Source organism: Actinopolyspora alba, assembly GCF_900112765.1.
In the GTDB taxonomy this organism is placed as follows: domain Bacteria; phylum Actinomycetota; class Actinomycetes; order Mycobacteriales; family Pseudonocardiaceae; genus Actinopolyspora; species Actinopolyspora alba.
This window is the reverse complement of record NZ_FOMZ01000015.1, coordinates 1-26,247: the sequence shown is the minus strand read 5'-3', so window position 1 is coordinate 26,247 and position 26,247 is coordinate 1. Positions and strand designations below refer to the sequence as shown.

30 protein-coding genes and 1 tRNA gene are annotated in these 26,247 nt (G+C 67.9%); 18 read left to right on the top strand and 13 right to left on the bottom strand.

All coding sequences use genetic code 11. The features are described 5' to 3' along the window. Positions 1–48: 48 nt before the first annotated feature. From ligA to BM150_RS20025, 4 genes are all read right to left on the bottom strand, one after another. Positions 49–2,127, bottom strand: a complete 2,079-nt coding sequence (ligA, locus tag BM150_RS20040) for an NAD-dependent DNA ligase LigA (protein WP_217641792.1) — start codon at positions 2,125–2,127, stop codon at positions 49–51. A gap of 228 nt (positions 2,128–2,355) precedes the next feature. Beyond that, a complete protein-coding gene (locus BM150_RS20035; RefSeq protein ID WP_092928930.1) occupies positions 2,356–3,063 on the bottom strand; it encodes a hypothetical protein in 708 nt (235 codons plus the stop codon). Then, entirely contained in the window at positions 3,063–3,713 is a 651-nt protein-coding gene (locus BM150_RS20030; RefSeq protein ID WP_092928928.1) for a DUF6461 domain-containing protein, read from the bottom strand. Before BM150_RS20030 ends, BM150_RS20035 begins: the two co-directional genes overlap by 1 nt. Before the next feature lie 92 nt (positions 3,714–3,805). Further along, positions 3,806–4,948: a L,D-transpeptidase gene (locus BM150_RS20025; protein ID WP_245755632.1), complete on the bottom strand. Its 1,143-nt coding sequence runs from the start codon at positions 4,946–4,948 to the stop codon at positions 3,806–3,808. Positions 4,949–5,518: 570 nt separating this feature from the next. Between BM150_RS20025 and BM150_RS20020 the strand changes: the two genes are divergently transcribed. Further along, positions 5,519–5,591 (top strand) — tRNA-Lys (locus BM150_RS20020). 76 nt (positions 5,592–5,667) lie between these two features. Here the strand turns inward: BM150_RS20020 and BM150_RS20015 are convergent. Together BM150_RS20015 and BM150_RS24260 are read right to left on the bottom strand one after the other, a co-directional pair. Next, entirely contained in the window at positions 5,668–6,858 is a 1,191-nt protein-coding gene (locus BM150_RS20015; protein WP_092928926.1) for a tyrosine-type recombinase/integrase, read from the bottom strand. Next, entirely contained in the window at positions 6,858–7,592 is a 735-nt protein-coding gene (locus BM150_RS24260; RefSeq protein WP_175496938.1) for a helix-turn-helix domain-containing protein, read from the bottom strand. Before BM150_RS24260 ends, BM150_RS20015 begins: the two co-directional genes overlap by 1 nt. 18 nt (positions 7,593–7,610) lie before the next feature. Here BM150_RS24260 and BM150_RS20005 point away from each other — a divergent pair, with 18 nt between their 5' ends. From BM150_RS20005 to BM150_RS23855, 10 genes are all read left to right on the top strand, one after another. Beyond that, a complete protein-coding gene (locus BM150_RS20005; protein WP_092928924.1) occupies positions 7,611–7,799 on the top strand; it encodes a helix-turn-helix transcriptional regulator in 189 nt (62 codons plus the stop codon). Between the two features lie 89 nt (positions 7,800–7,888). Next, positions 7,889–8,146 carry a hypothetical protein gene (locus BM150_RS20000; RefSeq protein WP_092928922.1) on the top strand — a complete coding sequence of 86 codons (258 nt, stop codon included), beginning with the start codon at positions 7,889–7,891 and terminating at the stop codon, positions 8,144–8,146. After that, positions 8,143–8,379 carry a hypothetical protein gene (locus BM150_RS19995; protein ID WP_092928920.1) on the top strand — a complete coding sequence of 79 codons (237 nt, stop codon included), beginning with the start codon at positions 8,143–8,145 and terminating at the stop codon, positions 8,377–8,379. Before BM150_RS20000 ends, BM150_RS19995 begins: the two co-directional genes overlap by 4 nt. Next, positions 8,372–8,650: a hypothetical protein gene (locus tag BM150_RS24255; RefSeq protein ID WP_175496937.1), complete on the top strand. Its 279-nt coding sequence runs from the start codon at positions 8,372–8,374 to the stop codon at positions 8,648–8,650. The genes BM150_RS19995 and BM150_RS24255 overlap by 8 nt, the downstream gene beginning before the upstream one ends. Beyond that, the gene (locus BM150_RS19990; RefSeq protein WP_175496936.1) at positions 8,647–9,783 is read left to right on the top strand and encodes an AAA family ATPase; all 1,137 of its coding nucleotides are present in this window, start codon (positions 8,647–8,649) and stop codon (positions 9,781–9,783) included. The genes BM150_RS24255 and BM150_RS19990 overlap by 4 nt, the downstream gene beginning before the upstream one ends. A 214-nt stretch (positions 9,784–9,997) precedes the next feature. Beyond that, positions 9,998–10,156 carry a hypothetical protein gene (locus tag BM150_RS24250; RefSeq protein ID WP_175496935.1) on the top strand — a complete coding sequence of 53 codons (159 nt, stop codon included), beginning with the start codon at positions 9,998–10,000 and terminating at the stop codon, positions 10,154–10,156. After that, positions 10,143–10,346 carry a hypothetical protein gene (locus tag BM150_RS19985; protein WP_092928917.1) on the top strand — a complete coding sequence of 68 codons (204 nt, stop codon included), beginning with the start codon at positions 10,143–10,145 and terminating at the stop codon, positions 10,344–10,346. The genes BM150_RS24250 and BM150_RS19985 overlap by 14 nt, the downstream gene beginning before the upstream one ends. A 192-nt stretch (positions 10,347–10,538) precedes the next feature. Then, the gene (locus BM150_RS19980) at positions 10,539–11,984 is read left to right on the top strand and encodes a phage major capsid protein (RefSeq protein ID WP_175496934.1); all 1,446 of its coding nucleotides are present in this window, start codon (positions 10,539–10,541) and stop codon (positions 11,982–11,984) included. Positions 11,985–12,302: 318 nt separating this feature from the next. After that, the gene (locus BM150_RS19975; RefSeq protein ID WP_052427702.1) at positions 12,303–12,587 is read left to right on the top strand and encodes a Rho GTPase-activating protein; all 285 of its coding nucleotides are present in this window, start codon (positions 12,303–12,305) and stop codon (positions 12,585–12,587) included. Next, positions 12,574–12,792, top strand: coding sequence for a hypothetical protein (locus BM150_RS23855; RefSeq protein ID WP_139219596.1), 219 nt, complete (start codon positions 12,574–12,576; stop codon positions 12,790–12,792). Before BM150_RS19975 ends, BM150_RS23855 begins: the two co-directional genes overlap by 14 nt. Positions 12,793–12,875: 83 nt before the next feature. On the opposite strand, the gene BM150_RS24245 is transcribed toward BM150_RS23855, so the two are convergent. The 4 genes from BM150_RS24245 to BM150_RS19960 form a co-directional block, all read right to left on the bottom strand. Next, complete coding sequence (locus BM150_RS24245; RefSeq protein WP_175496933.1) at positions 12,876–13,034, bottom strand: hypothetical protein; 159 nt, start codon at positions 13,032–13,034, stop codon at positions 12,876–12,878. Positions 13,035–13,099: 65 nt separating this feature from the next. After that, the gene (locus BM150_RS19970) at positions 13,100–13,327 is read right to left on the bottom strand and encodes a hypothetical protein (protein WP_139219595.1); all 228 of its coding nucleotides are present in this window, start codon (positions 13,325–13,327) and stop codon (positions 13,100–13,102) included. Continuing rightward, a complete protein-coding gene (locus tag BM150_RS19965; protein ID WP_175496932.1) occupies positions 13,324–13,530 on the bottom strand; it encodes a hypothetical protein in 207 nt (68 codons plus the stop codon). The genes BM150_RS19970 and BM150_RS19965 overlap by 4 nt, the downstream gene beginning before the upstream one ends. Positions 13,531–13,594: 64 nt before the next feature. Continuing rightward, positions 13,595–14,830: a helix-turn-helix domain-containing protein gene (locus tag BM150_RS19960; protein ID WP_092928911.1), complete on the bottom strand. Its 1,236-nt coding sequence runs from the start codon at positions 14,828–14,830 to the stop codon at positions 13,595–13,597. Between the two features lie 604 nt (positions 14,831–15,434). Here BM150_RS19960 and BM150_RS19955 point away from each other — a divergent pair. Continuing rightward, entirely contained in the window at positions 15,435–16,268 is an 834-nt protein-coding gene (locus BM150_RS19955; RefSeq protein WP_092928909.1) for a phosphatase PAP2 family protein, read from the top strand. A 56-nt stretch (positions 16,269–16,324) separates the two neighbouring features. On the opposite strand, the gene BM150_RS19950 is transcribed toward BM150_RS19955, so the two are convergent. Together BM150_RS19950 and BM150_RS19945 are read right to left on the bottom strand one after the other, a co-directional pair. Next, on the bottom strand, positions 16,325–17,068 hold the full coding sequence (locus tag BM150_RS19950) for a DUF1295 domain-containing protein (RefSeq protein WP_092929072.1): 744 nt from the start codon (positions 17,066–17,068) through the stop codon (positions 16,325–16,327). A 74-nt stretch (positions 17,069–17,142) separates the two neighbouring features. Beyond that, positions 17,143–18,420, bottom strand: coding sequence for an SAM-dependent methyltransferase (locus tag BM150_RS19945; RefSeq protein WP_245755630.1), 1,278 nt, complete (start codon positions 18,418–18,420; stop codon positions 17,143–17,145). A 313-nt stretch (positions 18,421–18,733) separates the two neighbouring features. Between BM150_RS19945 and BM150_RS19940 the strand changes: the two genes are divergently transcribed. From BM150_RS19940 to BM150_RS19915, 6 genes are read left to right on the top strand one after another with little or no spacing between them, the layout of a single operon-like run. After that, the gene (locus BM150_RS19940) at positions 18,734–19,447 is read left to right on the top strand and encodes an alpha/beta hydrolase (RefSeq protein ID WP_175496931.1); all 714 of its coding nucleotides are present in this window, start codon (positions 18,734–18,736) and stop codon (positions 19,445–19,447) included. Next, the gene (locus BM150_RS19935) at positions 19,447–20,727 is read left to right on the top strand and encodes an NAD(P)/FAD-dependent oxidoreductase (protein WP_092928907.1); all 1,281 of its coding nucleotides are present in this window, start codon (positions 19,447–19,449) and stop codon (positions 20,725–20,727) included. The genes BM150_RS19940 and BM150_RS19935 overlap by 1 nt, the downstream gene beginning before the upstream one ends. 5 nt (positions 20,728–20,732) lie before the next feature. Then, positions 20,733–21,473 carry a DUF1365 domain-containing protein gene (locus BM150_RS19930; RefSeq protein WP_092928905.1) on the top strand — a complete coding sequence of 247 codons (741 nt, stop codon included), beginning with the start codon at positions 20,733–20,735 and terminating at the stop codon, positions 21,471–21,473. Beyond that, on the top strand, positions 21,470–22,735 hold the full coding sequence (locus BM150_RS19925; RefSeq protein WP_175496930.1) for an SAM-dependent methyltransferase: 1,266 nt from the start codon (positions 21,470–21,472) through the stop codon (positions 22,733–22,735). The genes BM150_RS19930 and BM150_RS19925 overlap by 4 nt, the downstream gene beginning before the upstream one ends. 21 nt (positions 22,736–22,756) lie before the next feature. Continuing rightward, positions 22,757–23,377: an ECF RNA polymerase sigma factor SigK gene (sigK, locus tag BM150_RS19920; protein WP_092928903.1), complete on the top strand. Its 621-nt coding sequence runs from the start codon at positions 22,757–22,759 to the stop codon at positions 23,375–23,377. Next, complete coding sequence (locus tag BM150_RS19915) at positions 23,374–24,123, top strand: anti-sigma factor (protein WP_092928901.1); 750 nt, start codon at positions 23,374–23,376, stop codon at positions 24,121–24,123. Before sigK ends, BM150_RS19915 begins: the two co-directional genes overlap by 4 nt. A 157-nt stretch (positions 24,124–24,280) precedes the next feature. On the opposite strand, the gene ilvD is transcribed toward BM150_RS19915, so the two are convergent. Next, positions 24,281–25,948 carry a dihydroxy-acid dehydratase gene (ilvD, locus tag BM150_RS19910; RefSeq protein WP_092928899.1) on the bottom strand — a complete coding sequence of 556 codons (1,668 nt, stop codon included), beginning with the start codon at positions 25,946–25,948 and terminating at the stop codon, positions 24,281–24,283. Positions 25,949–26,247 lie beyond the last annotated feature (299 nt).

The window sequence follows — 26,247 nt, the reverse complement described above, 5'->3', positions numbered from 1 at the left end:
ATACTAGTGGCGATCACGACGGTCGAGCGGCGGAGACCGCATCACTCGTCACTCCGGCTGTAGTGCCATCTCGGCCGCGGCCTCCGGACCCTGCTCCAGCAGCACCCGAAATCCCTCCTCGTCCAGCACTGGGACACCGAGTTGGACCGCCTTGTCGTACTTGGAGCCGGGGGCATCGCCCACCACCACGAAAGCGGTCTTCTTCGACACGGAACCGGCGGCGCGCCCGCCCCGGTTCATGATCCACTCCTTGGTCTCGTCCCGCGAGTAGGTGGGCAACGACCCCGTCACCACGATCGACAACCCTTCCAGGTTGCGCGGCACGGAGGTGTCACGCTCGTCGGCCATCCGAACCCCGGCGGCACGCCACTTGTCGACCACTTCGCGGTGCCAGTCGACGGTGAACCACTCCCGCACGGCGCCGGCGATGGTCTCCCCCACGCCGTCCACGACCGCGAGGTCCTCCTCCGCCGCCGCGTCGATCGCGTCGACGGACCCGAACTCGCGCGCCAGTGCCTGCGCGGCGGTCGGGCCGACGAACCGGATGGACAGTGCGACCAGCACCCGCCAGAGCGGCTGCTGCTTGGCGTTCTCCAGACTGGTGAGCAGTTTCGCCCCGTTGGCCGTCAGACTCCCGTCCTTGGCCCGGAACTGCTCGGTACGCAGCAGTTTGTCCTCGTCGAGCAGGAAAACGTCCCCCTCGTCGACGACGACCCCGGCCTCGAGCAGCGCGGCGGCCGACTCGTAGCCGAGCACCTCGATGTCGAACGCTCCCCGCCCCGCCAGGTGGAACAACCGCTCGCGAAGCTGTGCCGGGCAGGAACGCGCGTTGGGGCAGCGGATGTCGACGTCGGTCTCCTTCTGCCGGTACAGCGTCCACCCGCACTCCGGACAGGTCTCCGGCATCACGAACGGGGACTCGTCGCCGTCCCGGGCATCGACCACCGGCCCCAGCACCTCCGGGATGACGTCACCGGCCTTGCGGATCACCACCCGGTCGCCGACCAGCACGCCCTTGCGACGCACCTCGTCGGCGTTGTGCAGCGTGGCCATCGACACGGTGGAGCCGGCCACCTTGACCGGCTTCATCTCCGCGAACGGGGTGACCCGCCCAGTACGGCCGACGTTGACCCGGATGGCGACCAGCTCGGTGGTGGCCTGCTCCGGCGGGTACTTGTACGCGATGGACCAGCGGGGGGCGCGGGAGGTGGTGCCGAGCCTGCGCTGCAGGGCCACGTCGTCGATCTTGATGACGATGCCGTCGATCTCGTGGTCCGCCTCGTGCCGGTGCTCTCCCCAGTAACGAACGTGCTCGGTCAGTTGATCCAGCGAGGAAAGCACCACGGTGTGCGGGGACACCGGCAGGCCCCAGGTGCGCAGCGCCTCGTAGGCCGCCGACTGGGTGGGTGGCTCGAACCCGTCCCGCCTGCCGAGGCCGTGGCAGATCAGCCGGAGCGGGCGCTGCTTGCTGATCCGCGGATCCTTCTGCCGCAGCGAACCGGCGGCACCGTTGCGCGGATTCGCGAAGGCGGTTTTGCCCGCGTCCACCAGCGAGGCGTTGAGTTCGGCGAACTCGTCGAGCCGGAAGTACACCTCGCCCCTGATCTCGACCAGTTCCGGGACCGGGTAGTCCGCGCTGCCGGTCAGCCGGTCCGGCACGTCCCGCATGGTGCGCACGTTGAGCGTCACGTCCTCGCCGGTCCTGCCGTCACCTCGGGTCAGCGCCCGTTCCAGCCTGCCGTCGCGGTAGAGCAGGTTGACGGCCAGCCCGTCGATCTTGGGTTCGCAGAGGAAGGCGGGGTGGCTACCGGTCTCCCGTTCGACGCGGTTCACCCAGGTCGTGAGTTCGGAGATGTCGAAGGCATTGTCCAGACTCAGCATCCGCTCCAGGTGGTCGACGGCGGTGAACTCCGTCGAGAAGCTGCCGCCGACCTCCTGGGTCGGGGAGTCCGGGGTGCGCAGCGCCGGGTGCTCGTCCTCCAGCCGCTGCAACTCGACGAACAGCTCGTCGAACTCCCCGTCGGTGATCACCGGAGCGTCGAGCACGTAGTACCGGAACTGGTGAAAACGCACCTGCTCCACCAGCTCGTCGTACCGCTGCCTGGTCTCACGCGGGACGTCCTCCAGCCCCTCGGCTCGTTCGTCGGCCGCGGGCTCGGCACCGAACTTTTCGACCCCGGACTTTTCGACCCCGGACTTTTCGACCTCGGCCTCTTCGGCCCGGGAGTCCGAAGGTTCCGCCTCTCGCGAAACGGCGGCGTCCGGTGCGGCGTGCTCGTGCGTGCGTTCCCTGGTCACGTCCCGAGACTAACCAGCACCGCCGACGACGGCGCGTTCGACCGGTGCCGCGTCCGCCTACTGCTCGGTGTCCGGTTCGGCGGAATCGGTCTCCCCGGTGTCGAAGGCACGAACCCGCTCACGGAACGCGACCAGATCGACCGCGTTGGCGGGAAGCAGGTCGGCCGTCTCGACCCTGCCGATGCGATCGGCCGCCAACTTCTCCCCCAACGCGGCGTGCAACGGCAGGAAGGTCAACGCCTCCCGCTCCTCATCGGCCAGCTCGGAGAAGTCGGGGTGGTAGACCGCGACGTCGATCAGGTTCCTGGTGTTGTCGAACTGCGCCGCGACACGCACCTCGTCCAGCTGGTAGCGCTTGCCGCGGAGGTTGACGGTGACTTCCCTCGGATCAGGGACCGGAGGCACCGCGTCGTGGTACTCCCAGAGTGAATCGGCGGCGGGCGCGGCCGCCTTCCAGGCATCGGTGTAGACCCGCAGTTCGGGATCCGCCTGCCCGGTGATCACCAAGGCGTAGATGGCCTCACGGCCGCGCTCGATCGAGAAGTTCAGTCTCGGATGCAGCAGCCCGACCGCCTCCGCGAGCTGGTGGTCCACGCGTTGCGGCACACCGTCACCCAGCGCGGAGCCCACCCGCGGCAGTAGTTCCTCCCAGCGGCGCCAGAACAGCTCCGCGCGGCGGGCGGCCTCGGCGGACTCGTCCCCCACCCGCGACGTCGCTTCCGCGGCCCGCCGCTCGAGCCCGAACAGCCGACGCAACAACCCCATCACGCTCTCCATCCCGCCGAACCGTGGAACAGCGAACCGATCTGGTTGGAGGCGGGACCGAGAACCACGTCCCCGCCCGTCCCCACCACCGGGCAGGTCAGGAACTGTCCGACGAACCACTCCGGATCGGGCACGCATCCCGTGACACGCGCCGACAGCGCCAGCATGAGCGGCACCCGCTCCGCCTCGTGCCAGGGTAGTCCGGCGCGTAACGACTCCAGATCGTCCGGGCGGGTTCCGGAACGGTACTCGGGCAGCACGGGTTCGAAGAAGGTGCGCACCTCGCCGCCCACGGCGTGGGCGAATCCACCGGAACCACCGACGTCCCAGTACACCGAGACCAGTTCGCCGCCGGAACTGGCCTCGGCGAGCACGGCGTGCCGGACACCCTCGAAACGACTCTCCTCGGCGACGAGTGTCCACTCGCCCACGCGGCGGAGACCGATCAGTGACTGCTTGTCCGCACAGGCGAAGGACTCCTCGCAGAACTCCTCGAAGTTCCAGTGCCTGCCCCGGGCCGGATCGGCGCCGAAGGCTCGTGCCACCCGGAACACATCGGTTCCCCGAACCAGGGTCAGGCACGCCGCGTCCCGTACGGCGCTGTCGTGGATCCAACCGTGCCGATCGACTTCCGCGTTCCCGCTACCCACAGCTGACTTCCTATCACCATCGGGCGGTTGCGCGCGGGCTTTCGCACGAATCGGCCCCGTACGGGGGGGTGGAACCGAACGCGTGACCCAGGTCAGCTGTTGCCACTGGTCCACTCGCTCCACGGAACCTGCCAGTCGCCGAAACCGTCCCAGGAGGCCAGTTCCCCGCCCTTGGAGTTGGTCACCTCGACGACATCGCCCTTCTTGAGCAGGTCGTAGACCCACTTCGCGTCTGCGGTGCTCATGTTGATGCAGCCGTGGCTGACATTGCGCTCGCCCTGGTCCCCGACCGACCAGGGGGCGGCGTGCAGGAACTCACCGCCGTTGGAGATCCGTACGGCCCACTCGACCTCGGTGCGGTAGCCGCCCTCGTCCAGCCCCAGGCCGTAGGTGGTCGAATCCATCATGTAGGTGTCGTGCTTGCGCATCACCACGTGCGTGCCGTTGTGCGAGGGGTAGGAGGGACGCCCCAGCGATACCGGAATCGTGCGTTTGAGCTCGCCGTTGACCGTGACCTTCATCCGGTGGGAGGCCGCGTCGGCACGCAGGATCACCTCATCACCGATCTTCACGGTGGCGTGGCGGTCGGACTCGCCGTAGACACCGTTGCCGAGGTTCTTGCCGTAGACGTTGACGTCGACGGTGATCTCGGTGCCCGGTTCCCAGTACTCCTTGGGACGCCAGTGCACCTCGCGGTCGTCGAACCAGTAGAACTCGCCGTCGACCTTCGGGTCGGTACTGATGTCGAGGGCCTTCTCGGCGCGTTCCTTCACGGGAGCGGGCGCGTCCTCGCTGAAGTAGAACGCCAGGGGCTGACCGACCCCCACAGTCTGCCCGTCGAGCGGGTTCATGGACACGTAGGTGAGATTCTCGGGGGTCAGCGTGGTGAACCGGGAGCGTTCGGTCAGTTTCTCACCGTTAGCACCGGTGGCCTTCGCCACCACCTCATAGGTCTTGCCGTAGCCGAGCGGCTCCTGGACCGACCAACCGCGACCGTTGTCCTCGAGCGAGCTCTCGACCTTCTCACCGGCTGCGTTGGTCATCACGACCTCGGTGAACGTGGCATTCTTCGCCCGGGCCCCTATATCCCCCACCGGGGAGGCGGACGAGGCTCCCGACTTCGGGGTGAACTCGATCGCGGGCGGGCCGGTGCTGCTCGGCTCCGAACCCGAGGTCGGGGTGCGGCCCTCGCCGCCTGCTCCCGTGCCGCAGCCCGCGACCAGTAACGCGACCAAGCAGAGCAGGGTCGTCCGAAGTCTTTGCCGTGGGGAAACCATGGATCCCCAGGAAGAGCGACTCAACAGTTCCATCCGTGGCGTTCCGTTCCGCTCGATTCGCCATTCCCCACAGTCGTGTCCCCCGTGAGTTCGAGGCTCACCCAGCGCCGCCCCGTACCGGACGGCGAAACGTGAGTCCGCACAACTGCTGTCCAGGATGACGCCTTCTCACCCGAAAGGGTTGTCATCGCGTCTCAGCCGTAGTACTTCCGTAACCTCGGGCGAACATCGAGCGGAGCACGCCCCGAAGATCGGGAGACCGAGAAGATCCCCCGAACGACGAAGCGGAGAGCGAGAAGCGCCGCACCGCCACGAACCCGCCCCGACGAGCCGCACCGCCGTCGACGAACGGACGATCCCGCCGAGCCGCACCCCGGCCCGACGAAGAACCGACGAAGCCGCAGTTCACACCGCCCGCGACACGCGATCGACCCCCCTCGACTCACACCCCCGGCAACCGTGCTAAAGTTTGTGTTGTCGCCAACGCGAGAGGGAATTCGAGCGAGGCGGAAAATTTCACACGGCAACGCGCCAATAGCTCAAGCGGCAGAGCAACTGACTCTTAATCAGTGGGTTCGGGGTTCGAGTCCCTGTTGGCGCACATTTTCCCAGGTAACGGACGGTTTTGGAGAAATCCGAAGCCGTCCGAATTTTTTGCGGTACACATTTTGTACACATCACACGGAATCGTCCCCCGTTTCATCGGCCGGTGCCAGTGCTCGTGAACGGGCCGCGTCCATCCGATCCGCTACTTCGTCCAGCCGATCCGGGAACAGGTGTCCGTAGGTGTCCAGCGTCATGGTGGCGGTCTTGTGGCCGAGCATCTGTTGGACCACCTTCACGTCCGCCCCGGCAGCGATCGCCAGCGACGCCGCAGTGTGCCGCAAGCTGTGCAGACTCAGCCCGTCCAGGTGATCGAGCTTGGCTTCCCGAACCGCGGGGGCGAACACCCGCGAGCGAAAGTTCGCGTACCGCAACGGCTGCCCTCGGCGGCTGGTGAAAACGAACGTCTCGGAGCGCTGCCCGGAAACCACCGGGCGCAGCTCGTCGGCCAGGAACGCGGGAAGTGGAACGGTGCGCCGCTCGTGGGTCTTCGGGTCGGTGAGGTACGTCTCCGCCGAATCCTTGGCGAAAGCTTCGACCACGTGCACCCGACGTGCGTCCACGTCCACCCGGCCCGCTCGCACCGCCGAGGCTTCGCCCCAACGCAGGCCGGTGAAACCGAGCAGGTAGATCAACAGCCGGTATGTTCCGGCGGCCTCGGCCAGACGGTCCAGCTGTTCGTAATCAAGGTAGACGTGCTCCGAGCTCGCCACCCGCGGCAACGAGACACCCTTGGCCGGATTGACCGCGATCCGGCCCGTCTCAACAGCGCGGGCCAACACCATGTGCAGCACGCGGTGAATCCCGCGCACGGCCGAAGGGCTGAGCGCGTCGCCACGCGCCCCGCCCCCGTCCCGGCCGAGTTCGCCGATCCACTGCTCGATGTCGTCTCGCCGTAGCTGGTTGACCCGGACGCTCCCCCAACGTGGTTTCACGTACAGCTCAAGGTGCTCGCGGTAGCGTCCGACGCTGGACCGCTCCAAGTGGTGCTGTGCCGCGAACCACTCGTCGGCCACTTCCGAAAGACGCACTCGGGCAGCCGAGGGGTCGCGGTACGAACCGTCCGCGAGCTGTTGCGTCAATGCCGCTTGGCGTTCCTCGGCGTCGGGCTTGCGCCGGAACGTCTGAGTCTTCTGCTTGCCGAACTGGTCGTACCACCGCACCCGCCATCGTCCCGGTGCAGCCTTGCGGGACGTCTTCGCCTGCGCGAGCGCTTGCTTGTAGTCGCTGTGACTCGATCGGTCCTCGATCCATACCCGCGCCATCAGTCGCCCTCGTCGCCGATCAGGTCTTCTACTTCGGCGTTCAGGCGGTTCAGGGCGCGGCGGAGCATAGCCGCGTTTCCGCTTGAGTTGCCGTATTCGACGGCCTGTCGGATCGCGTCTTCTAGGGCCATCCGAGTTTCATTACCGAGGATCAGATGAATCCGGTCCAGCACGTCACGCGCCGCTCTGGTCGCCGTGTGCTGATCGCGGGCGACCTCGCCCGTTGGCCGGGAGTGCGACTTGAAGTCGCCGTACGCGGCCGTCAGCGCTTCGCCGTGTGTGCGCTGTATCGCTTCGCCGTGTATGCGCTGTATCGCTTCTTCGAGTGCGTGGATTCCGTCTGCCCAGTTCCAGGCGGGCCGCTGTTCAACTTCGACTTCCGAGGTCAGTTCAACTCGTGATCCGTCCACGGGCAGCAGTAGTCGGTTTGGTGTGACGTTCAACGCAAGTGCGAGTGCGACCAGATCGTCGACGTCGACGCGGCGTACGCCTTGCTCGATCTTGTGAATACCCGTGCCGAGAATCGGCCGACCGACAGCTTCGAGCCGTCGCGACAGCTCGGCAAGGCTGAGCCCCTGTGCCGATCGGAGCGCTTCGATGTTCCGTCGCACGCGGTCACTCGTCGGCCCGCGCTGTAGTTCTTTCCCCATGTTGGATATGAAATCAGCTCGTTTGACAATACACAACAACCGGTGCAAGCTAATCCCAGCCATCCCCACATTGGTTTTATTCATATCCAGAATAGGGAAAACATGCGAGACGATCAGCCGTTGGCCACCAGACAGGAAGTCGCCGACCACGTCGGCGTGCCGGTAGGAACGCTCGCCGCGTGGGCGTACCGCGGCACCGGACCCCGATATATCCGCGTGGGCAGACACGCCCGTTACCGCTGGTCAGATGTTGAGAAGTGGCTTGATCAGCACACCGAGGGGGCAGCGTGATGGCCCTCAGCCGGTCCCGAGACAGAAGAAAGCGGTGCCGCCCCGGCCAAGGAAACGGCACCGCCTACGAGCAGGAAGGCCACCTAGCTATGACCTCGCCAGAGTCGAGTGTCCCCGACAGCGGCGGTATCGAGCAAGCCGAGTTGATGGAGTACGGCGAGCGGGCCGTGGACGGTGTGGTTGTCGGTTCGGCGGTGTATGGCACCGCGGATTGCCGGTGCACCGGCAGTGTGTACGTGGGTGATCGCGTGTTGTCCGGGCTTACTCCGGGCCAGCTTCGCGAGCTTGCCGCGCAGGCTGCCACCTCGGCCGATGCCGCGGGCGCACCCTCGGAGGTGGGCCGGTGAGTACGACCGAAGTCGAGACGATGACCGCTCGGGCCGTGGCGTTCGCTCCGGCTCCGGGCCGGTCCCGGTGGAGCTTGGCGGCTCGGTGCCCGTTCTGCGGCTACACCCACCTGCACAGCGTCCACCGGTGGGCAGGGGCGCCCGTGGTCAAGGCCGCTCGGTGCTGCCCCTGGCGTGCCTACCGGGTGCGGGTGACCACGGTGGATCTCACGGGAGGTGCCTCCGATGCCTGAGATCGCCGTTCCGGTGGGGCTGTTGCTGGCGCTGGCCCGTGATGCCGAGCTCGGCCGCACGTTGCGCCAGTGGCAGGCAGCCGCGTGGGCCGCGGAATCGGCGGAGTCGATCGCGGCGGCCGAGGACTGGCACCGGGTGGCGGCGGCCCCCACGTTCGCCGAGTTGGAGCGACGGCGGGCCGAGCCGGGGCCGCTGGCCGGGCTCCGAGAGTCGCCGGAGCGGATGCGCCGGTGGGCCGAGACCGGCCACTCGGGGGAGGTGGCAGCGTGAGCCTGCCGTATGCCGGTAACGCGCCGGACTCGATCGACGCCGACCAGGTGGACCCGGAAACCGGGCGGGTAGAAACCGACTCCCCGGCGCGTCGGGTGCGGTCGCAGCCGGTGTCCCAGATCGAGCCGAAACGGCGTCAATTCCTGTGGCAGGACCGGTTGCCCCTCGGCGAAGTGACCCTGTGGGTCGGCCATGCCGGTATCGGCAAGTCCCAGGCCGCGGTGTGGCTGGCCTCCCAGGTCTCGCAAGGCACGCTGCCCGGTGAGCTGTACGGCCACCCCTCGCCCGTGCTCTACCTCGGAAGCGAGGACTCATGGGCCTACACTCTGGCCCCGCGGTTCGCCGCGGCCGAAGCCGATCTCACTCGGGTGCACCGGCTGTACGCCGAGACGGACACCGGCGACGGTGTGACCGCCGAGTCGACGGTCAGTCTCGCGGTTGACCTCGACGCGCTCCGCGACGAGATCGCAGCCACCGGGGCGCGGTTGGTGGTGTTGGACGCGCTGTTGTCCACCTTCGGCAGCGCCAAGCTCACCGAGCAAGGCACGGTGCGCCGGTACTTGGAACCGCTGGCGCAGCTCGCTCAAGAGCTGAATATCGCTGTGATCGGTGTGGCCCACTTCCGTAAGGCCAGCGATCCGAACCCGTTGCACATGATCGCCGGTTCTGCCGAGTTCGGCCAGGTGGTGCGTTCGGCGATCGGGTTCGCCGCGGATCGGGAGGCCGAGGACGGGTCGTGCGTGCTGTCGCTGGTGAAGACCAACATCGCACCGGCCGGACTGCCCAGCATCCGCTACCGGATCGACTCGGCCACCGTGGACACCGCCGACGGACCCACCGACGTGGGCCGGTTCGTCCCCCTCGGCGACACCGACCAGGACGTGGGCGAGCTACTCAACCAAGAGTCCGCATCTACGGAGGATCGGGCAGAGCGTAACGACGCGGTCGCATGGCTGCGTGCACACCTCGCCGAGAGCGGAGGGGAAGCCGTCGCCGGTGACTTGTTCAAAGCCGCGGAGCGTGACGGCTTCGCGAAACGGACTATTCAACGCGCCCGATCCAAGGCAGGCGTCACTACCCGCAAGGGCGACAAGGGATGGCTATGGACCTACTCGCCCACCGACGAGCGCTGACGACAGATGCAAGGTGACACCTTGGCTCAAGATGCCACCCCCTCGAAGCCGTACCCAGGGAAGACGTCAAGACGCCACACGACGCCTCGCGGGTGGCACCTTGGCGCCTTGGCACCTTGGACGGCTACCCCGAAGCGTCCTAGCTCGCACCCTCCGGGGCTATCCCGCCGAAGGGCGCAGCCCCGCAACCGAGACGAATGGAGGAACACCGACCATGACGAATCCGAGTCCCGCTCCGGTGGCACCTGACCGTGAGATCACCGAAGCCGACGTGCTCGCGCTGCTGCGAACGATCAATGAGGAATTGCGGGAGTTTCACGCCACGCTGCGTACGTGCACCGACCGCTTCGGGGGCAGTGATGACCACGAGTGAACTGCAAGCGCTGGCCTGCCCGGACTGTCCCGCTTCGATCACGAGTCAACGCAGCACCGGGGCCGAGGGGCCGATCCTGGTGGTGGGAGTCGAGCACGCGGGCACGTGCCCGTGGGCCGCGGCGTACGTGCCCGCCGAAGGGTATGTGCTCGCAGTTGCGGGTGGACTGTTGCTGCACACGATCGACTAAACTAGGGGGCAGCGTGCGCGCCGGTGCGACCACCCGCACGCCCTCCGGCCCCCTCGGCCCGTTGGCAGGGGACCTCCGCACAACCCACGGTCAGGGCAGCCCTTCGGCATGCCGGACGCCCCGTGACGGCGCCCCGTGTGAGTCAACGGCGGATGTACATATACGCACGTCATGCCCCGGAGGGCCGTTACCATGCGCGAGGCGCAGCAGATCATCTCCGAGATGGAAACCAAACAGTCCGAACTAGAGGGACTGTCGAAACTGTCCAAGCTCACCCGCACCCAAGAGACCCGTTTCAATCAGGGTGTCGAGGACATCGAGAACTTGGACGAAGAGTTGCGGGCCGTGCGCCGGGCCGAGGCCGAACAGCGGCTACAGTCCGCGCTCAGCGACCCGCACACGAAGTTCGTCAACGGGGCGTCGGGCGCCCCTGACTACGACCCGACCACCGGTCAGATGGTGCGCACCGCCGAGGGCGACCCGATCGGGACCGTCCGGCGTGGCCGCACCGGTGATCCGGCCACCGATGGGGCGCGGTCGCTGATTGACGGGCTGCACCGGTCAGGGCAGTTGGCCGACCATGCCGCGGAGAAAGTCGAGGGGCTGGTCACCACCGGAGCCGACACCGAACGCTCGCTTGCCGCCCGGTGGGCCGAAGCCACCGGCAATGAGCACTACCGCACCGCCTTCGGCAAGCTGCTGGCCGATCCCGAGCACGGGCACCGCGAGTTCACCGCACCGGAGCTGGACGCCTACCGGTCGGTGCGCAGTGTGCAGCGGGCCATGAGCCTGACCGACTCCGCGGGTGGGTACATGGTGCCGCTGACGCTGGACCCCGCCATACAGTTGTCTTCGGACGGGTCTACCAACCCGCTGCGGCGGATGGCCCGTGTCGTGCAGACCACCACCGACTCGTGGAACGGCGTCACCTCCGAGGGGGTCACCGCTGAGTGGTTGGCCGAGGGTGCCGAGTCCGCCGACGCGTCGCCGAGCCTGGGACAGGTGACGGTTCCGGTGCACAAAGGATCGGCGTTCGTGCCGTTTAGCTTCGAGTGGGGCATGGATGCCACCGACGCCACGAGCGAGCTACAGCGACTATTGGTCGACGCGGCCGACCAGTTGCAGGCCGAGGCCTACACTCTCGGTTCCGGCTCCGGCCAGCCCACCGGATTCGTGACCGCGCTGGCCGGGTCCAGCTCGGAAGTCACCGCGGCCACCGACGACACGTTCGCCGCGGCCGACGTGTACGCGCTGCAAAACGCGGTGCCCCCTCGGTTCCAGCCGCGGGCGCAGTGGGCCGCCGCGCTGGGCATCATCAACAGCATGGCCCAGATGGAAACCGGTAACGGGGCCAAGCAGTTCCCCGAGCTGGGCTCCGGAGCGTTGCTGCGTAAGCAGCTCAACGAGGTTTCGCACATGGACGGCTCGATCGACTCGGCCACGGCCAACCACGTGCTCGCCTACGGTGATTTCGGGTCCGGCATGGTCATTGCCGATCGGATCGGCACCACTGTTGAGCTCGTGCCGCACCTCATGGGCACCAACGGGCGGCCCACCGGCCAGCGCGGCATGTGGATGGCCTTCCGCACCGGCTCGGCCGTGGTCGTGCCGAACGCGCTGCGACTGCTCAACGTCTAAGACATAGGCAGGTACGCCCTGCCCTAGTGACCTGGTGTGAAACCGTGCTGAGCTCGCAGGTTGGGTCTCGTGTCCAGCACGGCAAGGACAGCCTAGGTACCGCTGCTGTACCTGCACCAGACAAGCGCAGCTCGCACGCGTTGACCACACCAGCAACGCGTGTGAGCTCCGCGCTCGACCCGCCGATCGCCCTGGGCAGGCCCCCGGCAGGGGTGCGGGGGCACCCTCGGCGCGTTGACCAGGGACACGGTGACCCCACTTCGACCCGTCGCCGTTTCCCCGTCCGGGCCGCTCAACCCTGTTTTTTGGAGGGACACCGTGCGTCCACCCGACCACCTCGCGGGATCGGGCCACACACTGTGGACCACGATCACCCGCGACTACGAACTGTCCACCGCCGAACAAACGATCCTGGCCGAAGCCTGTTCCACCGCCGACGAGCTGGACCGGCTCCGCGACGCACTCTCGGACGCGTCCACGATCGTGACCGGCTCCACCCAACAGCCGGTGGTCAACCGACTGTTCGACGAGCTCCGCAAACACCGCGACACACTGGCCCGACTGCTCGCGCACTTGCAGGTGACCGACGATGCGAACACGTAACCACCACGAGCCGCCCCCGGAACACCTAGAGCGGTTCGACCCGACCGAATGGACAGGCGAACTGGCCGAGGCGTTCGCCGCGTGGAAACAACAGCGGGCCACCTACGCCGAGCAGCACCGCGGCTTGGGCGACTTCGTGACCCGACTGCGATTCGAGATGCACGAACGCCGCCGCCATCGCGTGCCCCCACCACCCCCGGCATGAATCAGGGAACGCCCCGGCCCATCACACCAACCGGGGCGCAATTCTCGCTCTATGGCCCACTCAGCGATCCGTGAGAGCCACTGTCACAGCCGCCGCAGCCCCTCCAACACGCGGGCCAGGGTGCCCGAGTCACGCGACCAACCGGACACGACCGGCCCGCTGCCGGTGGCGTGCCGATCACCGCCCGGCCGGGGCGTCGACTGCGGCCCCGTCACCGCGAGATCACCGGACAACACGGGCACGTGTCCCGGCAGCCGGCAGGGGCGGAAACCATGCCGGCCAAGATAGGGCCGGCCCCTCCGCACGGTCACGACTCCGGGTCCACGATCGTGGGCGGCCCGTCCTCGTCCGCATCCGTGTCGGTGGGAGCGTCGCGGTACTCGCGCAGCGCGGCCGAGAGCTCGTCCAACGCCTCGGCCAGCCCCTGCCGATCGGCCGCCGGAAGCCGCTTACCGCCGAGCTTATAGGCGGCCTCGTCCAACATCCACTGACAACGCCGCAGCAACGTCGCCAACTGCGTATGCGGCTGACTCACCGGGAACCACCCCCGCCCGGCAACTGGCACAGCAACCTGGTCAGCGTGTCCCGCAGGGTGCGCGCCTGCTCGGCACTCCACCGGGTGCGGTTGTAGACAGTGGGCGTGATGATCGTCAGCCGGTCGCGCTCGATCGACAGCTGTAGTGATTCGGTGCCGTCGTGCTCGACAGTGTTACACCGCACCAACACGGGCTCTCGCATAGCGTCACCTCCAGTAATCGAAGCGACGCTATGCGTGGTTAACGGATTGTGGGTTGACCGCGTGTCAACGAATACCGAAGCGGTTCCGGAGGCTGTCCAGTTCCCAAGTGCGGCGACGGGCCCGACCAGACAACGTGGACACGAGTTCACGGGTCACCGGGTCTTGTCGAATGCGGGCCGGTGCGGTGCGGTCGGCGCTGTCAACCAGTCGCACGGCTTCGGCGTCCCGCTTGCCGCCTTCCTGGGACAAGGCGCGGGCCGAGTCCACGTGCAGCATGGCCACTCGATCGGCGCTGGCCAGTGCGCGTTGGTCGATCGTGGGAAACGCCTGGTCGTAGACCGCCGCACCGTCGCCGAGTTCGACTCCCACCGAGATCGTCCACACGCCGAGGTTGGCCGGGCCGAAGTGCTGTCCCATCGCGTTGCGCTCGCCGGTGTGCTGGCCGTATTCGACCGCGGTCGCCAGGTGCGAGCGAGCTACGTCGCGTTGCCCGGCCCGTGCCGCGTTCAGGGCCGAGGTCAGGTGCAACAGCCCGGCACCCTCGGCCGCGCTGGTGTCGGCTGCCGTGGGATCGGCGTAGCGCTCCGCGTAATCCACCGTCTCGGACAGCACAGTTCCGGCGCGGCGGAAGGCTCCTACCCGTTGGAATGCCTGAGCTCGGCGCTGTCCGGCGAAAGCGATCAACGCGGGATCATCGGCCAGGCGCGCCGCATCGTAGCCACGTTGAGCGGCTTGCAGCGCCAAGTCCGGGTGCCCGAGATTCTTCGTCACGCCGAAGGCCACGATGCACGCCTTGACCAACAGCGACAGCGCCCGATACTGCTCGGCGCCCCCAGTGACCGCGTGAACGTGCAGCTCGGTAAGCAGACTACCGAGCCCGGCCCCGGCGAGATCGTAACGAGCGTGGTCCAGATAGTCCCGGTGCGCTTGGTGGACCGGCTCGGCCAGCTCGTCCAACGACCGCACCGGCATGTCCGGAGCGTCGTCCAACGAGCAATCCGCCAAGGCAAACTGCACTTCCGGCACCGCCCGCATTCCACCCGCGGTGTGCTCGTGAGCGGGCACGTACGGTTCGCCGGTGAGATCGACCACCGAACAGCCGAGCGCATTCGCGAGCCGATCGAGCAGACCCCGCGAATCGACACGCCTCCGCCCGTTTTCCAGCAAACTCAGGTAGCTTTTCGAGATTCCCGCCAGACCGGCCGCCGTGTCCAACCCGAGCCCCCGGCGACGGCGCACCATTCGCACCCGCTCGCCGATCTCGGCCGAGTTCCCAGCCGGAACACCTTCGTACGTCACGAGGACTCACCCCTCTTCGCCGAACCTCTTCACCGCCCCCACGGCGTCCCGCGGGGGCAACCTCGGCGAAGAGGCACCAACCACACTACCGATCAGACGATCAGGCAACGAGACGTCGGAAAGCGGCACCGGTTGTGCGGTACACATTCGGTACACATTGCGCCGAGAACACCCGCGAAACGATGAGATCGAGCGCTACTGTTTTCGCAGCTCAAAATAGGCGGGATCGACCTCCGTGCAGGTCACGCCCCCGCTCCGATCAAACAGTGGGTTCGGGGTTCGAGTCCCTGTTGGCGCACCGAAGCCCCGAGTCATTCGGCTCGGGACTTTTTCTTTTCCAAGGCATTCCCGACCGGAACCCAACCAGAACGAAGCGGATCGCACGCGGGACGGATTGTCGAGCACTTCCGCCGCCGAACGATTCCTGCCCCTCCGGTGGGAGACAGCTCCCGGCTCGGCGACAACCACGAATTCCTCGGATTCCGTGCCGCACGTCACCCCAACGGAATGCCTATCGCCCGACATCCGGGACTCGAAAGTCCGAGCGCACGTAGAATGCACGGGGACCGAGCAATCACGGCGACCGAGGCCGGGAGTGTGATCCATGACAATGGCCCCCACCGGCGAGAGCCCGCGCTCCGGTGACGGGCACGACCACGAGGAACGTCTCACCGAGTCGCACGCGAGCTGGCGTGACCTCGCGAGTTGGTATCCCTGGTTCACCCCGGTGCTGGGACTGTTACTCGTGGTGGCCGGGATCAACGTGTTCGGCGAGCTCGCGGAACAGGTCTACGAGCACGGCGCGATCCTCGGATTGGATCGTCGACTGCTGGAGATGGTCGCCGAACTGCGCACTCCCACCGTGGTCGCGGCGTTCAACGTCATCACTCACCTGGGCGAGGGAGTGGTGGTGTTCTCCGCGGCGGTCATCGGCGCCGTCTGGTTGGGAACCACCACCCGGAGTTGGGGGCGCCCGATGCTGCTGGTGCTGACCTCCGGTGGAACGGCGTTGACGGTTTTCCTGCTCAAACTCACCATCGCGCGCCCCAGACCGGTCCCGGCCCCCAACGCGCTCACCGAGGACAGCTTCGCCTTTCCCTCCGGGCACTCCGCCCATTCCGCGGCGGTCTACCTGATGCTGGCGATTCTGCTGCTGGGAGTGCTGCGCGGACGCTGGTCACGCGTGGGTGTCGTGGGACTGGGCGTACTGCTGGTGCTGATCACCGGGTTCTCGCGGCTGGTGCTGGGTGTGCACTCCCCCTCCGACGTCGTGGCGGGCTGGATTCTGGGAGCGACTTTCACGATCGGGCTCGTCAGCGTCCATACCCTGTCATCGCGACTGGCTCCGCTGCGTTCCAGGCTGGTGGAGCGCGCGAAACGAACCGATCGGGAGCGGGAGGCCGATCCCCGCGAGGAGGATCGGCGCCACGAAACGTGAGCCGAAACCGATTCCGGCCGGGAGCGAACGGGGAACCGACCACCACGGCGTGGGCGTCAATCCCGCTTCGGTGGCCAGGGCACGAACCCGCTGGTTCGCCGGACGTAGTCCGCGTAGTCCGGCCGACGTTCGACGATGTCGCGCTCCAGCAACGGTTTGCCGCTGCCCCGGGCCAACAACCAGGTCATCAGCACGGGGGACAGCAACGTGAGAACGCCGACCTGGTGGTGGCAGGCGATCAGGTACAGCCCCCACCACACGCAGGCATCACCGAAGTAGTTCGGGTGGCGCGTGTAGCGCCACAGCCCCGTGCGAAGCACCGCCCCCGAGTTCTCCGGCCGGTTCCGGAACCTGCGCAACTGCTCGTCGCCGACGGTCTCGAACGCGAACCCCACCAGCCAGACGAACACCCCAGCCCAGAGCACCGCCGCTGACAAGGGATATCGGGCGGAACCGCCGAACTGGGCGAGCTGTACCGGAAGGGCGACGAACCACATCACCAGGGCCTGGGTGAGATACACCCGGAAGTACATCCGCCCGGCCGGGAACCGGCGCGCCTTGGCGAGCATCTCCCGGTAGCGCGGATCCTCCGGCTTGGTCCGGTTGCGCAGGTGCAGGTGCAGCGCCAACCGCACCCCCCACACGACGGTGAGCACCGTGGCGAGCCACCCCGCCACCCCGGGCTGCTCCGAGTCCCCGGACACCGGCCGGACCAGTGCCAGTGCGCACACCGCGATCAGCGCGAACCCGGCGCCCCAGGCGGTGTCGATGGTGTCGTAGCGATTCCGCACCCGCGCCATCAGGAACGTGACGGTGACCGTGGCCCACGCCACGCCCAGCCCGATCGCGAGCACACCGGCCACGGCACCCGGGGTCAACGCCGGACCTCGGGCAACGCGAGGGTGCCGTCGTCGATCGAACCGTCCTCGTGGGGACGCACCCCGAGAATCTGGTGCACTCCCATCCGGTTCTCCTCGAAGGCCAGCCCGCCGCCTGCCAGGTACAGCCACCACACCCTGGCCTGTTCCGTACCCGCCAGCGCGATCACCTCGTCCCACCGGTCGAGCAGGGTCCGCAACCAGGCCCGAACCGTGTAAACGTAGTGCTCGCGCATCGCCTGGACATCGCGAACCTCGAAACCGGCACGTTCCAGTTTCCACAGCGTCGCACCGATCGGAACCATGTTCATGTCGGGCGCGATGTAGGACTCGATGAAGGCACCACCGCCGGGTGCCGAATCACCGCGCGACATCTGCTGCAGCAGCAGCCTGCCGCCGGGCCGGAGCATGCGGTGCAGGGTGGCGACGAAATCCGGATAGTTGGCCGAACCCACGTGTTCGCCCATCTCCACCGAGGCCACCGCGTCGTACTCGCCGGAGTCGGGCACCGCCAGCTCGCGGTAGTCGCAACGCCGGACCTCGACCAGCTCCGCCAGCCCGAGTTCGTGCGCGCGCCGTCGAACGTGGTCGGCCTGCTGCGTCGAGAGGGTCACACCGGTGGCGGAGACACCGTAGTGCTGGGCCGCGTAGAGCAGCAGCGAACCCCAACCACAACCGACGTCGAGCAGGCGGGTGCCGCTGTCCAGACCGAGTTTGCGGCAGATCAGGTCGAGCTTGGCCTCCTGTGCGGCCGCCAACGTGCGCTCGGTGCCGTCGTCGGGCCAGTAGCCGCAGGAATAGGCCATCCTGGGATCGAGCAACAGCCCGTAGAACTCGTTGCCCAGGTCGTAGTGATGGGCGATGACCTGGGAATCGCGTCGTCTGCTGTGCAGCCTGCCGGTGGGCCGTGCCTCACTGCCGGGAGGGTCGGGACGGGGGCCGAGAGCTCCCAGCACGGCGAAGTCTCGGACCAGCCCCCACAAGTGCCCGGGGCCGAACCGTGGGACGGTCACACCCTCGCGTCGCGCGAGTGCCCGGCACCGCCGCAGTGCCTCGGTGAGATCCCCACGCACGTCCAGATCGCCGGTGACGAACGCTCGGGCCAGTCCCAGCTCCCCGGGGCGGTAGAGCAGGTGGCGCAACGCGCGCCGACTGCGGAGCAGCACGCGCGGGTTTCCGGGCGGTCCGTGACTGCTGCCGTCCCAGGCGCTGATCCCCAGCGGGGGCTCGACGCCGAGCACCCGCTCCACCAGGTCGGCGATACCGTCCGCCACGCCGCTCGCCCCGCCAGCCGTACGCCGCCGTTTCCGGATCCCTCCCGACAGGACGAGCGGCGTGGCACGAGCGCGCCGCTCCGAGCCGCGGACAGCGCTCCGGAACGACGCGGGAGAACCCCTGCGAACTCGTAACACCCGACCTCCCACACGATCGTCGTGATCAAGTGCCGCACGCGCGTACGAATCCGGCACGTCGTGCGGCGGTTTCGGGCGATTCGCAGCCGGGGGCGAAAGCGATTGCCCGAACATCCTGACTGTGCGGGCCGCCACACCGACCAACCCCGATGCCCGACGGTTCCGAACAACGGGTATGCGAGATCACGAGGCAGCCGACCGGGTGATCCGGGATGGGGAGAACCGCGGAGCCGTACTGCACAGCATCCGGCGATCCGCCGAGGCTGACGTGGCGGTACTGGTGCTGCACGGCGGCCGCTCTCGCAGCGAGGAGCCGATGCGCCCCTGGCGGCTGGCCTATCTGCGCATGTGGTGGCTCGCGCTGCGAGTGGCCCGGCAGCACGGCGGAGCACCGGCGGTGTGGTTGCTGCGGAACCGACTGCGCGGGTGGAACGAGCCGGATCGGGATCCGGTGGTCGACGCGCGCTGGGCGCTGCGAGAGATCCGGCGACGCTCGCCGCGGGCCCGGATCGTGTTGTTGGGGCACTCGATGGGAGGCCGCGCGGCCCTGCTGCTCGCGGGCGAGGACGGCGTGGGTGACGTCTGCGCGTTGGCGCCGTGGATCGAACCGTCGGATCCGGTGGAACAGCTCGCGGGCACCCGGACACTGCTCGCGCACGGCGATCATGACGGCATCACTTCGGCACCCGCTTCCGCCGAGTACGCACGGCGGGCGAATCGCGCCGGACACACCGCGCGGTACCGGCTGGTTCCGGGCAGCGGGCACGCGATGCTGCGTCGACACCGGGAATGGACCCGCCTGGCCCGCGAATTCGTGGCCGAGGTCGGGCCGGGCCGCGCCGCGGGCAGGACACCGTCCCACCTCGAAGGACACGCCGGAGGGCAGTGATGGAGAACGGATCCGGCCGACCGCGAGTGGCCGTCATCGGTTCCGGGGTTTCCGGACTGACGGCGGCGTACCTGCTGCAACGGCACTACGAGGTGACGCTGTTCGAAGCGGCGGACCGACTGGGCGGTAACGCGCACACGCACGACGTGCCCACCGGCGACGGGCGAAGGATAGCCGTGGACAGCGGCTTCATCGTGCACAACCGGAGCACCTATCCGCAGTTGTGCGGGCTGTTCGAGGAGCTGGGCGTGACGACACGGCCGACCGAGATGTCGATGAGCGTGCGCTGCGAAGGATGCGGGCTGGAGTACGCCGGGGCGAAACGACTGCGCGGGCTGTTCGCCCAGCCCCACAACCTGGGCAACCCGGCCTACCTGAACCTGCTCAGGCAGGTGATCCGGTTCCACCGGCGAGCCAACTCGTTGCTGGATACACCGGTGACGGACGAGTCGCTGCCCACGCTGGAAACCTTCCTGCGGCAGGGGAACTTCTCGGAGTACTTCGTCAACCACTTCGCACTACCGCTGGTCTCCGCGGTCTGGTCGGCCGACGGGATCAGCAGCGGCCAGTACCCGGCGCGTTACCTGTTCCGCTTCCTGCGCAACCACGGAATGCTGAGCGTGCGCGGATCACCGAGCTGGCGGTTCGTCCCCGGGGGATCCCGGGAGTACGTGGCACGCATCGCCGAACGGCTGCACGCGGTGCGCTCCGCAACCCCGATACGGACGGTCCGACGCTCCGCCGAAGGGGTGACGCTATGGGACGCGGCGGGAGAGCGGTACCGAGCACGGCACGCCGTGCTGGCCAGCCCCGCCGACACGGCCCTGGAGATGCTGGCCGATCCGGAACCGCTGGAGAAGGAACTGCTGGGGGCCTTCGGCTACAGCGAGAACGAGACCCTGCTGCACACCGATGCCACGGTGCTACCGCGCAGCCCGGCGGCCGTGGCCAGCTGGAACTACACGATGCCCTCCTGCGACCGGGCCGGGACCGGGGTGCGGATCAGCTACCACATGAACCGCCTGATGCGACTGGCCGAGCCGGACGACTACCTGGTCACGCTGAACTCCGGTGAACGGGTTCGTCCGGCCAGCGTGCTGGCGCGCATGACCTACCGGCATCCGATCTACACACCCGAGGCGGTGGCCGCGCAGCGGCGGTTGGACGAGATCGGCGACGACCGCGTGCGGTTCGCGGGGGCGTACCAGGGTTGGGGCTTCCACGAGGACGGTTGCGCCTCGGGGGTGCGTGCCGCCGCCGCACTGGGGGCGGGCTGGTGAGCCGGATGAGCGATTCGACGACAACCGCCCTGTACGACGTGACGCTCGGCCACACCAGGCACACCGAACCGGGTGACGGGTTCCGGCACCGGCTCTACACCTGGCTGGTCGATCTGGACGACCTGCCACGGCTGCCGCTGCCGCTACGGCCGTTCGCACGGTTCGAGGCACGTGATCACCTCGGGTCTCCCCACCGCTCCATCCGGGCCAACCTGGACAACTGGCTGTCCCGCAACGGCGTGGACCTCGAAGGCGGCCGAGTACTCATGCTGGCCCACGCACGGGTGCTGGGCTACGTGTTCAACCCCGTCACGTTCTACTGGTGTCACCGTCCGGACGGGGAGCTGGCATGCGTGGTGGCCGAGGTCCACAACACCTACGGAGAGCGACACTGCTATCTGCTGCGGCCGGATCCACACGGGCACGCCACGGTCACCAAGCGGTTCTACGTCTCGCCCTTCCTGCCACAGCGGGGAAACTACGAGATGCGGTTGGGTTATCCGGGTGAACGGGTGGACGTGAGCGTCCGGCTGCGCGACGAGGCCGGAAAACCGCTGTTGACGGCGGAGATGCACGGTCGGCGCGTTCCGGCGGAACCACGACGGCTCACGCGGCTGCTGCTCGGCAACCCGCTGGTGCCGCAGCGTGTGGCGGCGATGATTCGCGCGCACGGGATCTCGCTGTGGCTGCGCGGACGCTCACCGAACCCCCGTACTCCCCATGTTCACCAGGAAGGTGTCAGATGACCACTGCCATGTCGTTACCCGCACCGGCGAGCGTGTCGGTGTGGGACGCGGTGGACGAAGCGCCGCGTTCCCCGGTACGGGCCGGGCTGGCCGAGCGGCTGTTCCGCCACGCCGTACGTGAGCTGCCGGTGCGGGTTGTGCTCGCGGGCGGCGAGCGCCTCGGCGCGGGCGGACCGGACGCTCCCCTGATGCGAGTGATCCGTCCCGAGGCGTTCTTCCACCGGCTCGGGGTGGACGCCAAGATCGGTTTCGGCGAGGCCTACATGACCGGCGACTGGGACAGCCCAGATCCGGCCGCGCTGCTGACCCCGTTCGCACGGCGACTTTCCACACTCGTGCCGCGCCCGCTGCAGTCCCTGCGCCGCTGGGTGGACGCTTCCAGGCCCACGGCGGAACGCAACACCACCGCCGGAGCGACACGCAACGTTCAACGGCACTACGACCTGTCCAACGAGGTTTTCGCCGCCTTCCTGGACGAGACCATGACCTACTCGGCGGGACTGTTCCGGCCGGGAGTAACGGACCTGGCGACCGCACAGCGGTGCAAACTCGACCGAGCACTCGACGCGGCCGGTGTGGTGGAAGGCACCAGGCTGCTGGAGATCGGCAGCGGCTGGGGATCGCTGGCGATCCGAGCGGCGCGGCGCGGCGCGCGAGTCACCACGCTGACCCTGTCGGAGCAGCAGCGTGCGCTCGCCGTGGAGCGCGTCGAGCGGGCGGGGTTGACCGATCGCGTCGACGTCGAGCTGCGCGACTACCGGCAGGCGTACGGCGAGTTCGACGCGGTGATCAGCCTGGAGATGATCGAAGCCGTCGGCGCTGAGTACTGGGACAGGTTCTTCACGACGCTCGACCGGCTGCTGGCGCCCGGTGGCCGGGCGGTTGTCCAGGCGATCACGATGCCGCACGAACGGATGTTGGCGACCCGGGACTCCTACACCTGGATCCACAAGTACATCTTCCCGGGCGGGCAGCTGCCCTCGATCCCGGCCATCGAGCGCATCGTGTCCGAGCACACCGGTATTCACCCGGTGGAACGACACGCTTTCGGGCAAAGCTACGCCGAAACCCTGCGGCAATGGCGCGCGGAGTTCACGCGGCGGCGCGAGCACATCGCCTGGCTCGGATTCAACGAGCGGTTCCGGCGCATGTGGGAGTTCTACCTGGCATACAGTGAAGCGGGATTCCGCGCACGATATCTGGACGTGTGGCAGCTCACCTTCGCCAAACCCACCACCGACGGTGCCCGGCACAGCGGGTAACGCGCAGAAAGGAGCGGCGCGATGGAGAACCCCGCGAGTCACCGATCGAAACGGTGGTTGCGCGATTCCGAGGAGCTCGAGGACGCCTCGGAGCACGGCCCGGACACCGAGGCGTTGCTCGCCGAGGTGGCGAAGGGGGACGAACAGGCATTCGAGCGGCTCTACGAGCTGATCGCCGGCTCGGTGTTCGGCCTGGTGCAGCGCATCGTGCGCGACACCGCCCAGTCCGAGGAGGTGGCGCAGGAAGTCCTGGTGGAGGTCTGGCGCAGCGCCACGCACTACAGCGCGGGCAAGGGCAGCGTGCTCACCTGGGTACTGACGTTGGCACACCGCCGCGCGGTGGACCGCGTTCGCTCGGCGCAGGCCGCCACCGACCGCGAGAGCCGTGCCGGCTCGCGGGAGCAGGGGCGCCCGTTCGACGAGGTGTCGGAGACCGTGGCCTCCCGCTGGGAGCAGCAGCAGGTACGCAAGTGTCTGTCCACACTGACCGAGATTCAACGTGAGTCGGTGATGCTGACCTACTACCGTGGCTACACCTACCGGGAAGCGGCCGGGTTGCTGAGCACACCGGCGTCCACGCTGAAAACGCGGCTGCGGGACGGGCTTATCCGACTCAGGGACTGCCTGGGGGTGGGCAAATGAACACCGACATGGCCACGTTGACCGGGGCCTACGTGCTGGACGCGCTGTCGGAGACCGAGCGGGTGGCCTTCGAGCGGCACATGGCCTCGTGCTCGGACTGTGCCGAGGAGGTGCGCCAGTTCCGTGAAACGGCCGCTTACCTGGGTAGAACCACCGCGGTCGAGCCTCCGGAGGAGTTCAAGCAGCGGGTGCTGTCGGAAGTCTCGCACACCCGGCAGGAGTCCCCCGCCACGGCGGAACGAGCGCGACGCCGTGGCGGCCGGGGGGTGAACCGTCGGGCCTCGTGGGGCACGCGACTGGCGACGGCGGCGGCGATCGTCGGTGTCGTGCTGGCCGCCGGTTTCGGTGCGCTGGCGTGGAACACCCAGCAGGAGTTGCAGCAGGCGCGGGCGGATCGTGACGCGGCGGTGGAGCGACTCGTACGAGCCCCGGACGCCAAGGTCGCCACCACCAGCACGGGTGGCATGGAAGCCGTCACGGTGATGTCCGAACGCATGGACAAAGTGATGTTCCTGGGCTCCGGTATGGAGCCCGCACCGCCGGAACGGGTTTACCAACTGTGGTTCCTCGGCGATTACGGCGCGGAGTCGGCCGGACTGCTGCGGCAGGAGCCCAGCGGCAACATGTCGGCGATGACGGCCGAGATCCCGCCGAACACCCGTGCCATCGGCATAACCGTAGAACCGGCGGGCGGCAGCGAACAGCCCTCGACCGATCCGCTGCTCGAGATGAGCATGCCGACCTGACCCACGCGGGACACCGACGGCCCGCCGGGGAGCACGCCGGAGATCCGGCACGTTCCCCGGCGGGCTGATCGGACCGGCTGGGCGTCAACTCGATCGAACGCCCCTGCGAGGTCCGGCCCCGACAACGTCGGTCGAGACCGCGACACGAGCGATCAGGTCAGCAGACCGCACCATTGGCAGCGGACCCGACCAGCTTGGCGTACTTGCCCAGCACACCACCGCGGTACTTCGGCTCCGGCGGCTGCCACCGCTGTTTACGACGCGACAGCTCCTCGTCCGAAACCAGCAGATCCAGTTTCCGGTCAGCCAGATCCAGTCGGATCGGGTCGCCATCGGCGACCAGGGCGATCGGACCACCATCGGTGGCCTCCGGTGCGACGTGGCCGATGCACAGTCCGGTCGTCCCTCCGGAGAACCGGCCGTCGGTGAGCAGCAGCACGTCCTTGCCCAGCCCCGCGCCCTTGATCGCACCGGTGACGGCGAGCATCTCGCGCATGCCCGGCCCACCCCGGGGCCCCTCGTAACGGATGACCACCACGTCCCCGGCACTCAGGGTGTTGTTCTCCACGGCGTCCATCGCGGCTTGCTCCCCATCGAACACCCTGGCCGTGCCCTCGAAGCGTGCGGTGTCGAATCCCGCGCTCTTCACGACGGCGCCTTCCGGAGCCAGCGATCCCCGCAGCACCGTCAGTCCACCGGTGGGATGTATCGGGTCGGAGAGCCGATGAATCACCGAGCCGTCCAGCTCCGGGGGTGCGAGCTCGGCGAGGTTCTCTGCCACGGTGCGACCGGTCACGGTCAGACAGTCGCCGTGGATGAGCCCCGCGTCCAGCAGTGCCTTCATCACGACGGGAACACCGCCGATACGATCCACCGCGGTCATCACGTATTCACCGAACGGCTTCACGTCGGCCAGATGGGGGGTGCGGTCCCCCACCCGGTTGAAGTCCTCGAGGGTCAGCTCGACACCCGCCTCGTTCGCTATGGCCAGCAGGTGCAGTACCGCGTTGGTGGAACCGCCGAACGCCATGACCACCGCGATCGCGTTCTCGAAGGCTTCCTTGGTCAACACGTCACGGGCGGTGATGCCTTTCTCCAGCATCCCCACCACGGCTTCACCGGCGGCCCTGGCGCCGGCGTCACGACGACGGTCCACCGATGGTGGGCTCGCCGAACCCGGCAACGACATCCCCAACGCCTCCGCGGCGCAAGCCATCGTGTTCGCGGTGTACATCCCACCGCACGCCCCTTCGCCGGGGCAGATCGCGCGTTCGATGCGGTCGACTTCCGAGCGTGGGATGAGTCCCCGCGAGCAGGCACCCACCGCTTCGAAGGCGTCGATGATCGTGACCTCGCGCCCGTCCACCTTTCCGGGCAGGATGGATCCCGCGTAGATGAACACCGACGCAAGATCCAGTCGAGCAGCGGCCATGAGCATTCCGGGCAGGCTCTTGTCGCAGCCCGCCAGCAGCAGCGAACCGTCGAGTCGTTCGGCCTGCATGACGGTCTCCACCGAGTCAGCGATCATCTCGCGGGACACCAACGAGTAATGCATCCCCTCGTGTCCCATCGAGATGCCGTCGGAAACGGAGATGGTCCCGAATTCCAGCGGGTAGCCGTTGGCCGCGTGCACTCCGTCCTTGGCACTCCCCGCCAGTCGCTGCAGCGACAGATTGCAGGGGGTTATCTCGTTCCAGGATGAGGCCACACCGATCTGCGGTTTGGCGAAGTCGCCGTCCTGCATACCGACAGCGCGCAACATGCCGCGAGCGGCCGCGCGCTCCATACCGTCGGTAACCTCGTGGCTGCGCGGTTTGGGAGGCATCGCCCGGGAAGACTGTCCGGGGCCTGCGCCGTGGTCGGCCCCTGATTCCGTCGAACTGCTGTTTTCACTCACGGTACGAGGATAGAACGAAGAATTCCGGGGCCCGGAACAGTGGGGACGAGCCGTGTGGGGGAGCAACCCGGGGTGGGTGCTGCCTGCCCTCGGGCGATCGGCCCCTGGGGTTCTCGTGACATCAGCGGCGCGGGTGGTGGGTGCTGGTGGGCGTTTGGCCGGGGGCAGAGAGTAGTCCGGCCCCACCCTGGTGGGGGTGGGGCCGGTCTTGGGGGGTTGGGTCGGCG

Coding starts and splice junctions, on each gene's coding strand:
- BM150_RS20035 (WP_092928930.1), bottom strand. CDS start 3,063: ATGGGGTTGTTGCGTCGGCTGTTCGGGCTCGAGCGGCGGGCCGCGGAA.
- BM150_RS20015 (WP_092928926.1), bottom strand. CDS start 6,858: ATGGCGCGGGTATGGATCGAGGACCGATCGAGTCACAGCGACTACAAG.
- BM150_RS24260 (WP_175496938.1), bottom strand. CDS start 7,592: ATGAATAAAACCAATGTGGGGATGGCTGGGATTAGCTTGCACCGGTTG.
- BM150_RS20005 (WP_092928924.1), top strand. CDS start 7,611: ATGCGAGACGATCAGCCGTTGGCCACCAGACAGGAAGTCGCCGACCAC.
- BM150_RS20000 (WP_092928922.1), top strand. CDS start 7,889: ATGACCTCGCCAGAGTCGAGTGTCCCCGACAGCGGCGGTATCGAGCAA.
- BM150_RS24255 (WP_175496937.1), top strand. CDS start 8,372: ATGCCTGAGATCGCCGTTCCGGTGGGGCTGTTGCTGGCGCTGGCCCGT.
- BM150_RS24250 (WP_175496935.1), top strand. CDS start 9,998: ATGACGAATCCGAGTCCCGCTCCGGTGGCACCTGACCGTGAGATCACC.
- BM150_RS19985 (WP_092928917.1), top strand. CDS start 10,143: ATGACCACGAGTGAACTGCAAGCGCTGGCCTGCCCGGACTGTCCCGCT.
- BM150_RS19980 (WP_175496934.1), top strand. CDS start 10,539: ATGCGCGAGGCGCAGCAGATCATCTCCGAGATGGAAACCAAACAGTCC.
- BM150_RS23855 (WP_139219596.1), top strand. CDS start 12,574: ATGCGAACACGTAACCACCACGAGCCGCCCCCGGAACACCTAGAGCGG.
- BM150_RS19965 (WP_175496932.1), bottom strand. CDS start 13,530: ATGCGAGAGCCCGTGTTGGTGCGGTGTAACACTGTCGAGCACGACGGC.
- BM150_RS19955 (WP_092928909.1), top strand. CDS start 15,435: ATGACAATGGCCCCCACCGGCGAGAGCCCGCGCTCCGGTGACGGGCAC.
- BM150_RS19950 (WP_092929072.1), bottom strand. CDS start 17,068: ATGGCGCGGGTGCGGAATCGCTACGACACCATCGACACCGCCTGGGGC.
- BM150_RS19940 (WP_175496931.1), top strand. CDS start 18,734: ATGCGAGATCACGAGGCAGCCGACCGGGTGATCCGGGATGGGGAGAAC.
- BM150_RS19935 (WP_092928907.1), top strand. CDS start 19,447: ATGGAGAACGGATCCGGCCGACCGCGAGTGGCCGTCATCGGTTCCGGG.
- BM150_RS19930 (WP_092928905.1), top strand. CDS start 20,733: ATGAGCGATTCGACGACAACCGCCCTGTACGACGTGACGCTCGGCCAC.
- BM150_RS19925 (WP_175496930.1), top strand. CDS start 21,470: ATGACCACTGCCATGTCGTTACCCGCACCGGCGAGCGTGTCGGTGTGG.
- sigK (WP_092928903.1), top strand. CDS start 22,757: ATGGAGAACCCCGCGAGTCACCGATCGAAACGGTGGTTGCGCGATTCC.
- BM150_RS19915 (WP_092928901.1), top strand. CDS start 23,374: ATGAACACCGACATGGCCACGTTGACCGGGGCCTACGTGCTGGACGCG.
- ilvD (WP_092928899.1), bottom strand. CDS start 25,948: ATGCCTCCCAAACCGCGCAGCCACGAGGTTACCGACGGTATGGAGCGC.